Below are 11,635 nucleotides of genomic sequence, written 5' to 3'. Positions count from 1 at the left end.
ACCTGGCCGGCCCCACGGCCGGCGTCAGCGACCCTGACCGCCGTTCATCCGCCCGCCGCAGGCTCTCCGTCAGTTGCGGAGTGGCGGCAGCTCGCCCGGTTGCCGCCCGCGCGCTTCGCCGCGTACATCGCGCGGTCGGCGTGCGCGAGGGTTTCCTCGAGCGAGTACGCGGGGCCGCTGGCGACACCGGCGCTGACCGTTGCCGGCCACCCCGTCATGCCGGCGACGGCGTCCACGGTGCGCTGGGCAACCTGCTCGCCGGCCGCGGAATCGGCGCCCGGGAGGACGGCCACGAACTCGTCGCCGCCCAACCGGGCCACGAAATCGCCCTTTCGGACGCTGGCCGTGAGCACCTGTGCGACGGCTCGCAGCACCTCGTCGCCGGTGGCGTGCCCGAGCGAGTCGTTGATGCGCTTGAACCGGTCCACGTCCACGGTCAGCACCGCGACCGGATCGTCGGCGGCGGTGCCGGAGGCGGCCAGGTTCCGCAGAAACATGTCCAGACCCCGACGGTTGGCCACCCCGGTGAGCGGGTCGGTCTGCGCCGCCCGTTCGGCCTGCTCGTGCCGCCACCGCAGGACGTCGTACGACTGCATGGTCACCGCCGCGTGCAGCCAGCGGTGCCGCTGGCGCCACAGCAGCTCCGCGAGCGCGTCGCCGTAGGTGAGCCCCGGCGCGGCGTCGCGCGACCCGTTCGCCACCAGCAGCACCCCGTGGGTACGGTGCAGCGCCGCCGAGATGAGCCAATCGGTGTCGGGTGACAGGGCGGCGACGGCGTCCTCGATGACCCGCAGCGCCTCGCCCGGCCGCCCCGAACGGCTGAGCGCGACGGCGTGGAAGGGCCGGCACAACAGCAGCTCCTGTTGCCGTTCTTCCACGCCGTGCGCCTTCAGCAGCGCGATGTACCTGGGGATGTCGACCGCCGCACCGGCCGGATCCTGGCGGTCGGCGCGGGAGCACGCCGCGTACAGCAACCCGGAGAGCCGCCACACCTCCGCCTTGGGCCCGCGGGCCTCCGCCGCCGCCTGCACCGCGTACTCCTCGGCGGCGGTGGTGTGCTTTTCGGCCTCGGCGACCCGACCGACCTGATACAGCTCCAGCGCCCACATCAGGTTGAGTTCCGCCAGGTTGCACAGCCACATCGCGCGGTTGCCGTTGTCCGGGTACGACGCCTGGCAGGTCGCGTCGTACGCCGCCTGGAACTGCGGCGCGGCCAACTCGTAGAGCCTCAGCTGGGCGTAACCGATCGCGATCCCGGTGCGGGCGTTACCCGCGATGACCGGATCGGGTTCGTCGGCGAGCAGGGTGGTCTCCGCGCTGACCAGATCCCGCAGGACCGCCTCGATGTCGTACTCGGCGATGTCCTGGTCACCGAGGCGCAGGCGCCGGTTGGCGCGCAGCGACAGCGCGCAGGAGCGCCAACCGACGCTGCCTTCCCGGTCGGCGGCGGCCAGCATCAGGTCGACGGCGGCGATAGCGGCGGGCAGGTCACCCAACCGCGTCAACGCCACGGCGCGCGCGAAATGCATCGCCGCCGGGCCGTCGCAGATTTCCCCGGTGGGTTCGCGGAGCGCCGTCTCGGCCACCGCCAGCACCTGGGCCGCGCCGCCGGCCTGTGCCTCCTCGAGGAGACACAGGGCCCGGAGCGTCACGTCGTCCATGCGGGCTCCTCCGCACCGCCCAGGGAAGAAACAGCCCGATGTTACGGTACCGGCTCCGCTTCGAGGAGTGGCAGCGGTCATCGTCATGGATCACTCTCCGGTCGGCGCTGAACCGGCCGCCGGGCCGCTGTGCGCACCGTTCCCGGCCGCACTCGTCTGGCCGTCGCCCGTTACGCCCCCGAGCGCCCCCGATCCAGCGCGATTCCTCGCCCGCGGGCGAGGGATCGCGGAAGTCCGGCGGGCGGCTGCCGAACCGCCAGATAATGCGGGAGTCGGCCTGTGGTTCATCCTCAGGGGCGGCCGGCGGGCTGATCACCATGCCTCGGGGAAGGAGCAGCCGTCGGATGAGCACGATGCACGCCGTGAGAGCGCACACCAGGGGCGGCCCGGAGCAACTCGTGTACGAGGAGGTGCCGCGGCCCGAGCCGGGGCCCGGTGAGGTGCTGGTGGCCGTGAAGGCCGCCTCCATGACACCCCACGAGCTCACCTGGCCGGAAACCTGGACCCACACCTCGGACGGGAGCGGGCCCGAACGCACCCCGATCATCCCGTCGCACGAGTTCTCCGGGGTCGTCGCGGCGCGCGGCGCGGGGGTGGAGAGCCCCGCCGACGGGGAGGCCGTCTACGGGTTGATCCCGTTCACCCGGGATGGCGCGGCCGCCGAGTACGTCGTCCTGCCCGCGGCCGTCGTGGCGGCCAAACCCGCCACCGTCGACCATGACCACGCCGCGGCGCTCCCCCTGGCTGCGCTGAGTGCCTGGCAGGCGCTGGTGGACCACGCCGACCTGCAGGCCGACCAGCACGTGCTGGTGCAGGGCGGCGCCGGTGGCGTGGGGAACTACGTGGTGCAGCTCGCGGCCAGCCTCGGTGCCCGGGTGAGCGCCACGGCGGCCGCGGCCGACCTGGAGTTCGTCCGGGATCTGGGTGCCGAGCAGGCCATCGACTACGCGCACGACCGCTTCGAGGATCACGTCGGCGACGTGGATGTCGTCGTCGACCTCGTCGGCGGAGACACCCAGTCGCGGTCCTGGTCCGTGCTGAGGCCGGGCGGCATCCTGGTCACCCTCGCCGCGCCGCCGGAGCAGCAGGATGCGGCCCGGCACGGTGTCCGCGGGGTGTACTTCATCGTCGAGCCGGACCGGGACGCGTTGCGTTCCATCGCCGAGCTCGTCGACCACGGTCACCTGCGGCCGGTGCTGGACCGCGTCCTGCCCCTCACCGAGACGCGCTCGGGGTACGAGGCGCTCGAGAAGGGCAAACGCCGCGGCAAGATCGTCATCCACGTCGCCGACTAGAGGCCCCCGGGGTCAGTGCTGGTCGGCGATTCCGTAGCGCCGGCGGGCCTCCGGTACGGTCTCGGGCTTGACCTCACCGCGCCGGGCCAGGGCGGCGAGCGCCGCGACCACGACCGACTGCGGGTCGACCCCGAAGTGGCGACGGACGGCCTCGCGGGTGTCGGAGAGGCCGAAGCCGTCGGTGCCGATCGAGTGCCAGTCCTGCGGCACCCACTGGCTGATCTGGTCCGGCACCGCCCGCATCCAGTCGCTGACGGCGAGCACCGGGCCGGGGGCGCCGGCCAGCACCCGGGTGACGTACGGGGTCCGGTCCTCGCCCCTGAGCTGCCCCGCGTCACAGTCCAGAGCGTCGCGGCGCAGCTCACTCCAGGAGGTGGCGGACCACACGTCGGCCGCCACGCCCCAGTCGCTGGCGAGCAGCCGCTGTGCCTCCAGCGCCCAGTGGATGGCGGTGCCGGAGGCGAGGAGTTGCAGACGCGGAGCGTCCGGCGGCAGCTCCTGGGCGTCGGCCGCCCGGAACCGGTAGAGGCCCTTGCGGATGCCCTCCTCGACGTCCGCGCCCGGCGGCATGGGCGGCTGGATCTTCGGCTCGTTGTAGACGGTCAGGTAGTAGAAGATGTTCTCCGCGTCCGGCCCGTACATCCGGCGCAGGCCGTCGCGGACGATCACGGCGATCTCGTACCCGAAGGCCGGGTCGTAGGCGATCGCCGCCGGGTTGGTGGAGGCGATCAGGTGGGAGTGCCCGTCCGCGTGCTGCAGGCCCTCGCCGGTCATCGTCGTCCGGCCGGCGGTGGCGCCGATGAGGAAGCCGCGGCCGAGCTGGTCGGCCAGCGCCCACATCTGGTCGGCCGTCCGCTGCCAGCCGAACATCGCGTAGAAGATGTAGAAGGGGATCATCGGCTCGCCGTGGGTGGCGTACGACGTGGCGGCGGCGGTGAAGTCGGCCATCGAACCGGCCTCGGTGATGCCCTCGTGGAGAATCTGGCCGTCCGTGGCCTCCCGGTAGTACAGGAGCGTGTCGCGGTCGACCGGGTCGTAGGTCTGGCCGTGCGGCGAGTAGATCCCGGCGGTGGGGAAGAGCGACTCCATGCCGAAGGTCCGCGCCTCGTCCGGGACGATCGGCACCCAACGCCGGCCGGTCGCCTGATCCCGCATCAGGTCCTTGACCAGGCGGACAAAGGCCATGGTGGTCGCGATCTCCTGACTGCCGGACCCCTTCGCCAGGGTTTCGAAGGGCTTGGCGGGCGGCTCGGGCAGCACCACCGGGTGGACCCGGCGGGCCGGGGCGGGCCCGCCCAGCGCGGCCCTGCGCTCCTGGAGGTAGCGGACCTCCGGCGAGTCGGCGCCGGGGTGGACGTACGGCACCACCTCGTCGGTGAGCCTGCTGTCGGGAATCGGGAGTTCCAGGAGGTCGCGCAGCGCGCGGAACTCGTTGCCGGTCAGCTTCTTCATCTGGTGGTTGGCGTTGCGCGAGTGGAAGCCGGGGCCGAGCGTGTGACCCTTGACCGTCTGGGCGAGGATCACGGTCGGCGCGCCCCGGTGCTCGACCGCGGCCCGGTAGGCGGCGTACACCTTGCGTGGTTCGTGGCCCGCCCGGGAGGTGTGGAAGCACTCGGCGATCGTCGCGTCGGTCAGCACCTTCGCCATCTCGACGAGCGCCGGGTCGGCGCCGAAGAAGTGCTCGCGGATGTAGCCGACGTCCCGGGCCGCGTACGTCTGGAACTGCCCGTCGGGGACCTCGCGCAGCCGGCGTACGAGCGCGCCCGTGGTGTCGAGCGCGAACAGGTCGTCCCAGGCCGACCCCCAGAGCGACTTGACGACGTTCCAGCCCGCCGCGCGGAACTGCGCCTCCAGCTCCTGGACGATCTTGAGGTTGGAGCGGACCGGCCCGTCGAGCCGCTGCAGGTTGCAGTTGATCACGAAGGTGAGATTGTCCAGGCCCTCCCGGCCCGCGAGGGCGAGCGCGGCGGTCGACTCGGGCTCGTCCATCTCGCCGTCGCCGAGGAACGCCCACACCCGGGAGGCGGAGGTGTCCTTGATGCCCCGGTGCTGCAGATAGCGGTTGAACCGCGCCTGATAGATCGCCGACAGCGGGCCCAGGCCCATCGACACGGTCGGGAACTCCCAGAGCCACGGCAGCCGGCGCGGATGGGGGTAGGAGGGGAGGCCGTCGCCGCCGGCCTCCTGCCGGAACCGGTCGAGGTGTCCCTCGGTGAGCCGCCCGTCCAGGAAGGCGCGGGCGTAGATGCCGGGGGCGGCGTGGCCCTGGATGTAGAGCTGGTCGCCGGAGCCGTCGGTCTCCTTGCCCCGGAAGAAGTGCTGGAAGCCGGTCTCGTAGAGCCAGGCGGCGGAGGCGTAGGTGGCGATGTGGCCACCCAGGCCGTAGCGGCTGCCGCGGGTCACCATCGCGGCGGCGTTCCAGCGGTTCCAGGCGGTGATGCGCCGTTCCATCTCCTCGTCACCGGGGAACTCCGGCTCGGCGGCCGTCGGGATGGTGTTGAGGTACTCGGTCTCCAGCAGCTTCGGCAGCGCCAGGCCGGAGCCCTCGGCGTGTTCCAGGGTGCGCCGCAGGAGGTACGTGGCGCGCTGGGGCCCGGCAGCCGCGGCGACGGCGTCGAGAGAGGCGGCCCACTCGGCGGTCTCCTCGGGGTCGCGGTCCGGGATCTGATCGAGTGCGCGTGACTGCTTCCGCTCCGTGCCGGTCATGGTGGGCCGCCTTCCGATGGTTCCGGACCTCTCGTCCGCGGGAGGTCGAGACGGTGAGACAGGGAACCGGCCGGCCGGGACAACATCGGGCGGGTGACTGCCCTCACGTCTGCTCCAGCCGGCAGCTGCGGGCTGCCTCGCCGGTTCACCATCAAGGACCAGGTGGCCCGGGGATTCGTGACAACCGGGCCACCGTCAGGCGACGTCCGTCACGGCGCCGTCGCTTCGGGGCAGGACACGCGACCGCCGCCTGCGCTGCCGCCGCAGCGGAACGGGTATGCCGACCGCGGACGCGGCAACCGGCGCACTGGAACCAGATGGGCGAACCCGGCAGGAGTGACAGGCGGTGACGAACGGGAGGAAGGAGACGTCATGCCCGACCGCGAGGCCTCGGACGGTGCGGTGCGGGCCTTCGATGCCGTCCGGCCCCGGCTGTTCGGCATCGCCTACCGGATGCTCGGCAGCGTCGACGACGCCGAGGACATCGTCCAGGACGCCTGGCTGCGGTGGCAGCAGACGGACCGGAGCGCGGTACGGGACGTGACAGCGTTTCTCGTCACCACGACGACCAGGCTCGCCCTGAACGCGGCGACATCGGCCCGCGCCCGTCGGGAGTCCTACGTCGGCCCGTGGCTGCCCGAGCCCATCCAGACCTCGACCGACCCAGAGGCCCGAGCCGAGCAGGGTGAGGCGCTCGAACTCGCGTTGCTGCTCCTCCTGCAACGACTGAACCCGGTCGAGCGCGCCGTGTACGTGCTGCGCGAGGCGTTCGACTACCCGTTCCGGCAGATCGCCGAGATCCTCGGCATCACCGAGGCGAACGCGCGACAGCTCGGGCGCCGGGCGCGCACGCACCTCGCGGAGGAGCGGTACGCGCCGGTCGCCCCCGCCGACCACGGCCGCCTGCTCCACGCCTTCCTCGCCGCGGCACGCTCCGGCGACCTCGGCCAGTTGGAGGAACTGCTCGCCGAGGATGCCGTCTCCTACGCCGACGGCGGCGGCGTGGTCAGCGCCGCCCGGGTACCGGTCACCGGCCGGGCCAGGGTCGCCCGCTACCTCGTCGGCCTGGCGGCGAGGTTCCGCGCCGAGGTTTCGCTGGACGTCGTCGAGTCCAACGGGCAGGAAGCCGTCCGCGTCCGCCGGGCAGGCTCCGTCGTCGCGTTGTGCGCGATCGACGCCTCGCCCGAGGGGATCGGCCGAGTGATGATCGTTCTCAACCCGACCAAACTCGTGCGGTTCGGTCGGTCGGCCGCCAGCGCGGACGAGCTGTCCGGCCGATCGCGCGGAGGATCGCCCCGCGTCGGTTGACGGGTGCCGGACGGCGGCAGCCGACGCCGACCACCGGGCGGGGTGGTCATCTCGTCGTGGCTCGCCCTTCGGCGGCCAGCGCGAGGACGGCGCGCGCCACCGGCAGGGCGGCCTCGCGGTGTGCCGGGACGAGCCCGATGCGGGTGCGCCGGTCGAGCAGGTCGTCGACGTCGAGGGCGAGTTCGTGGCGTGCGGCCCAGAGCAGCTCGGCGCCGGTGACCGGGATGTCGGGGCCGATCGGCCGGCGCAGCTCGGCGGGCGCCTCGGCCAGCACGTCGACCGCTTCGGTGCCGTAGCGGTGGACCAGCCGGCGCGGCGCGGGGACGCGGGCCAGCTGTGCCCGGCGTGCGGCGCCGGGCAGTGGGAGGCGGCGGGTGCGGCAGCGGCCGGCGGTGAGGCGTCGGTGGCGGACGGCGGTGTCGACCGCGTCCTCGGCCATCCGGCGGTAGGTGGTGAGCTTGCCGCCGACCACGCTGATGATCCCGTCGGGGTCGTCGATGACGGCGTGTCGCCGGGACAGGTCGGCGGTCCGGGCGTCGGCGTCGGCGAGCAGCGGCCGCAGCCCGGCGTAGGCGCCGAGGACATCGGTGGGCCGCAGCGGCTGTTCGAGGACGCTGTTGAGCACGTCGAGCAGGAACCCGACGTCGGCGTCGGTGGGTTGCGGCACCTCCGGAACCGGCCCGTGCACGGGCTCGTCGGTCAGCCCGGCGTACACCAGGCCGTCGGGCTGGGGCAGGGCGAAGACGTAGCGGGTGAACTCGCCCGGGACCGGGATGGTCAGCCCGGCCCACAACCCGCCGAGCCGGGCGGCGGAGAGGACGATGTGGGTGCCCCGGGACGGGCGCAGGCGCACGTGCGGGGTCAGGCTGCTCGCCCAGACCCCGGTGGCGTTGACCACCGCCCGGGCACGGACGTGCAGGCGGGTCCCGGTGCGGGTGTCCTCGACGGTGGCGCCGTCGCGGTGCAGTTCGACCGCTCGGCACCGGGTCAGGATGCGGGCCGACCGTGCCGCGGCCGCGCGGGCCAGGCCGGCGACCAGCCGGGCGTCGTCGCAGAGCTGGCCGTCCCAGGACAGGTGCGCCCCGCGCAGGCCGGCCGCGCGCAGGGCCGGTGCCATCGCGTACGCCTCGGCGGGGCCGAGCCGGCGCGTGCCCGGCAGGGTCCAGCGGGAGGTCCCGGCGCACGCCCGCAGCAGGTCCCCGGCGCGCAGGCCGGCTCCCGCGGCGTGGTTCTGCCAACCGGTGGTGTAGTCGGTGGCGGGAAGCAGCATGGGCAGCGGACGGGTCAGGTGCGGGGCGGTGCGGGTGAGCAGCAGGTGGCGTTCGGCGGCGCTCTCGTAGGCGATGCCGACCTGGCCGTGGGCGAGGTAGCGCAGTCCGCCGTGGACCAGCTTGGAGCTCCAACGGGAGGTGCCGTGGGCCAGGTCGTGGGCGTCCACGGCGGCCACGGAGAGGCCGCGGCTCGCGGCGTCCAGCGCCACCCCGGCGCCGGTGACGCCGAGCCCGACGACGAGAACGTCGACGACGGTGCCGGCCAGCTCGGTGAGTTCCCGTTCCCGGCGGGCGCCGGTCAGCGAAGCCTTCACACATCCTCCTTGCGATGGAGTGACGTTCGATGTCACTCTGTCACACATGGATGTGGGAGGGGAAGCGCCGAGCGCCGGCTGGGCCCGGTGGGGTACGGCGGCGGACGCGAAGGTGCTGCCGGAGAGCGCGGCCAGGCTGCTGGCGCAGGTGCTCGACCTGACACCGCCGCCGCCGGTCGTGCCGCTGGCCGAGGTGGCGGTGCCGGAGTGCGAGCTGGACGGTGAGATCCTCGACGCGCTGCGGCGGACGGTCGGCGACGCGCACGTGCTCACCAGCGACGACGTCCGGGCACGGCGGGCGGCGGGCATGTCCACGCCGGACCTGCTGCGTCACCGGCAGGGCCGGCTGCGGTCCGCTCCGCAGGCGGTGGTCCGCCCGGCCGACCACGCCGAGGTGGTGTCCGTCCTCGACGTCTGCTCCCGGTCCGGGGTGGCCGTGGTCCCGTTCGGTGGCGGCACCTCGGTCGTCGGCGGGTTGACGCCGTCCGCCGCTCGGCACGTCACCCTCGACCTGGGCCGTCTCGACCGGGTCGTCGGTGTCGACCCGGTGTCCCGGATCGCCACGCTGCAGGCCGGGTTGACCGCGCCGCGGGCCGCGCACCTGCTCGCCGAGCAGGGCTTCCAGCTCGGCCATGTCCCGCAGTCCTACGAGTACGCCACCATCGGCGGGTTCGCCGCCACCCGGTCCTCCGGCCAGGCCTCGGCCGGCTACGGCCGCTTCGACGACATGGTCATGGGGCTGACGGTCGCCACGCCCCGCGGCACCGTCCGGGTGGGCCGCGCCCCCGCCTCGGCCGCCGGCCCCGACCTGCGGCAGCTCTTCCTGGGCAGCGAGGGGACGCTCGGCGTGATCACCGACGTGACCGTGCGGGTACGCCCGCTGCCGGCGCGGTCGCACTACGAGGGCTGGCGGTTCGAGTCGTTCGCCGACGGCCTGCGAGCCGTGCGGCGGCTGGCGCAGGACGGGCCACGACCGACGGTGCTACGGCTCTCCGACGAGGTCGAGACCATGATCGGTGCCGCCGGATCGGGTCGCTCCGACGGCGGCTGCCTGCTGGTCGCCGGCTACGAGGGCGAGGACGTCTCCCCCACCGTCGAGGCCGCCGCGGCGGTACTGGCGGGGCAGGGCGGCGCGCCGCTGGGTGCGGAGGCAGGCCGGCAGTGGGCCCGGCACCGCTTCGACGCCCCGTACCTGCGGGACGCGCTGCTGGACGCGGGGGCGTTCGCGGAGACGCTGGAGACCGCGGCGTACTGGTCGACGCTGCCGGACGTGCACCACCGGGTGCGGCAGGCGATCCTCGACGCGCTGCCGGACGGCGCCCTGGTGCTCGGTCACGTCTCCCACGTCTACGAGACCGGCGCGTCGCTGTACTTCACGGTGATCTGCTCGCCCGGGTCGGACCCGATCGGCCGCTGGGCGGCGGCGAAGGCGGCAGCCAGCGACGCGATCGCCGGCGCGGGCGCCACCATCACGCATCACCACGGGGTCGGCGCGGACCACCGGGCCTGGTACGCCGCCGAGATCGGCGACGTCGCGGTGGACCTGCTCCGGGCGGTCAAGCGGCAACTGGACCCCGCCGGCATCCTCAACCCCGGCATCCTGGTGCCGTGAGGTGCGCGCCTTCACCGCGATCCTCGGGCCGGCCGCGCGCCAGGGGCTGTCCCGCCTGATGCCGGTGGCCCGCGAGCTCCGGGTTGGCGGCGCCCGGATCCGGGTCGAGTACACGCAGACCCCCGAGCAGGCCCGCAGGTGCGCCACCGCGGCGGTGGACGCCGGCGAGGTCGTCGTCGCCGCCGGCGGCGACGGCACCGTCCGGCTGCTCGCCGGCCCGGTCGCCGACGCCGGCGGTCTGCTCGGCGTCGTTCCCGCCGGTCGCGGCAACGACTTCGCCCGCCAGCTGGAGTTGCCGCGCTCCCCCGAGGCGGTCGCGGACCTGCTGCTGCACGGCCGGCCCCGGCCCCTCGACGTGCTCTCCGTCGCCGGGCAGACCGTCGTCGGCAGCGTCTACACCGGCGTCGACGCGGTCGCCAACGAACTGGCCAACCGGTCGCGGCTACCCGCGTCGCTGGTGTACCCCACCGCCGGGCTACGGGCGCTGCTGCGCTGGCCGCGTACCCGCTACACGATCACCGTCGACGACCGGACGGAGCAGCTGGACGCCTACACGGTGGTGGTCGCCAACTGCGGCTACTACGGCGGCGGGCTGCACGTCGCCCCGGCCGCGCGGCCCGACGACGCCACGCTGGACGTCGTCGTGGTCGGACACAGCACGAAGCTGCTCTTCCCGGTGGCGCTGAGCGAGATGCGTACCGGCCGGCACGTGCGGCGCCGCCAGGTCGCCACCTACCGCGGCAGCTCGGTCACCGTGCGCGCCGACCGCCCGGTGTCGGTGTACGGCGACGGCGACCCCGTCGGCCGGGGAGACCGGTTGCACGTCGAGGTACGGCCGCGGGCGCTGCGGGTTATCGCCGGCTAGTTCGGTCTCAGGTATCCGTCGACCAGCCGCGCCAGCTCCTGGTCGAAGCCGGCGATCGGCACGCCGTCGGCGACCGTGCGAACCGACAGCACGAACGACTGGGTGGTCAGGAACACCGCGCGGGCCATCAGCTCGGGATCGCCGGACCGGATCGAGCCGTCCTCCTGGCCCCCGGCCAGCCTCGCCGCGAGATACCGCAGCATCTCGTCCTGGCCGTTGCCTCGCCGGTCGAGCAGGTACGGCAGCAGCACCTCTGGATCGACGTCACGGATCTTGCACAGCAACGGGTGCTCCCGCAGCACCCCCGCCACCGCCACCACCCGCGCCACCAGGCGTGACCGCGCCGGGCCGCCGCCCTCGTCGGCGGCCGCCGTGAGGACCTGGTGCCACTCGCGGCTCATCAGGTCTCCGATCAGCGACTGCACGTCCGGCCAGCGCCGGTAGACGGTCATCCGGGAGACGCCGGCACGTCGCGCCACGTCCGTCAGCGTCGTGCGGCGTACGCCGTAGGCGAGGACGCAGTCACGGGCCGCGTCGAGGACCGCGTCGTCGACGCTGCGCTCGCCGGACTGGCTCACCTCCGCCACGCGGAATGTCTACCAC

General features: G+C 73.8%; 8 protein-coding genes. 4 read left to right on the top strand and 4 right to left on the bottom strand.

All coding sequences use genetic code 11. The features are described 5' to 3' along the window. Positions 1–44: 44 nt before the first annotated feature. Positions 45–1,661, bottom strand: a complete 1,617-nt coding sequence (locus AC1WTP_RS22215; RefSeq protein ID WP_481651195.1) for a GGDEF domain-containing protein — start codon at positions 1,659–1,661, stop codon at positions 45–47. Positions 1,662–2,005: 344 nt separating this feature from the next. On the opposite strand from AC1WTP_RS22215, the gene AC1WTP_RS22210 reads away from it, so the two are divergent. Next, positions 2,006–2,956, top strand: a complete 951-nt coding sequence (locus AC1WTP_RS22210; RefSeq protein WP_481651194.1) for an NADP-dependent oxidoreductase — start codon at positions 2,006–2,008, stop codon at positions 2,954–2,956. Positions 2,957–2,968: 12 nt separating this feature from the next. Here the strand turns inward: AC1WTP_RS22210 and aceE are convergent, their stop codons facing one another. Next, positions 2,969–5,662: a pyruvate dehydrogenase (acetyl-transferring), homodimeric type gene (gene aceE, locus AC1WTP_RS22205; RefSeq protein WP_481651193.1), complete on the bottom strand. Its 2,694-nt coding sequence runs from the start codon at positions 5,660–5,662 to the stop codon at positions 2,969–2,971. Positions 5,663–6,034: 372 nt separating this feature from the next. Between aceE and AC1WTP_RS22200 the strand changes: the two genes are divergently transcribed. After that, positions 6,035–6,970 carry an RNA polymerase sigma-70 factor gene (locus AC1WTP_RS22200; protein ID WP_481651192.1) on the top strand — a complete coding sequence of 312 codons (936 nt, stop codon included), beginning with the start codon at positions 6,035–6,037 and terminating at the stop codon, positions 6,968–6,970. 46 nt (positions 6,971–7,016) lie between these two features. Here AC1WTP_RS22200 and AC1WTP_RS22195 read toward each other — a convergent pair whose 3' ends face one another. Next, positions 7,017–8,555 carry a glycerol-3-phosphate dehydrogenase/oxidase gene (locus AC1WTP_RS22195; protein WP_481651191.1) on the bottom strand — a complete coding sequence of 513 codons (1,539 nt, stop codon included), beginning with the start codon at positions 8,553–8,555 and terminating at the stop codon, positions 7,017–7,019. Between the two features lie 46 nt (positions 8,556–8,601). Here AC1WTP_RS22195 and AC1WTP_RS22190 point away from each other — a divergent pair, with 46 nt between their 5' ends. Both AC1WTP_RS22190 and AC1WTP_RS22185 read left to right on the top strand, forming a co-directional pair. After that, entirely contained in the window at positions 8,602–10,167 is a 1,566-nt protein-coding gene (locus tag AC1WTP_RS22190) for an FAD-binding oxidoreductase (protein WP_481651190.1), read from the top strand. A 1-nt stretch (position 10,168) separates the two neighbouring features. Next, positions 10,169–11,032, top strand: a complete 864-nt coding sequence (locus AC1WTP_RS22185) for a diacylglycerol/lipid kinase family protein (protein ID WP_481651189.1) — start codon at positions 10,169–10,171, stop codon at positions 11,030–11,032. Here the strand turns inward: AC1WTP_RS22185 and AC1WTP_RS22180 are convergent. Beyond that, the gene (locus AC1WTP_RS22180; RefSeq protein ID WP_481651188.1) at positions 11,029–11,619 is read right to left on the bottom strand and encodes a TetR/AcrR family transcriptional regulator; all 591 of its coding nucleotides are present in this window, start codon (positions 11,617–11,619) and stop codon (positions 11,029–11,031) included. The two genes, AC1WTP_RS22185 and AC1WTP_RS22180, sit on opposite strands and share 4 nt — an antisense overlap. Positions 11,620–11,635 lie beyond the last annotated feature (16 nt).

Source organism: Micromonospora sp. R311, assembly GCF_056780015.1.
This window is presented reverse-complemented; position numbering and strand designations above follow the sequence as displayed.

Bases quoted from the DNA above. Each gene is read 5' to 3' on its own strand.
- AC1WTP_RS22215 (WP_481651195.1), bottom strand. From the start codon at position 1,661: ATGGACGACGTGACGCTCCGGGCCCTGTGTCTCCTCGAGGAGGCACAG.
- AC1WTP_RS22210 (WP_481651194.1), top strand. From the start codon at position 2,006: ATGAGCACGATGCACGCCGTGAGAGCGCACACCAGGGGCGGCCCGGAG.
- aceE (WP_481651193.1), bottom strand. From the start codon at position 5,662: ATGACCGGCACGGAGCGGAAGCAGTCACGCGCACTCGATCAGATCCCG.
- AC1WTP_RS22200 (WP_481651192.1), top strand. From the start codon at position 6,035: ATGCCCGACCGCGAGGCCTCGGACGGTGCGGTGCGGGCCTTCGATGCC.
- AC1WTP_RS22190 (WP_481651190.1), top strand. From the start codon at position 8,602: ATGGATGTGGGAGGGGAAGCGCCGAGCGCCGGCTGGGCCCGGTGGGGT.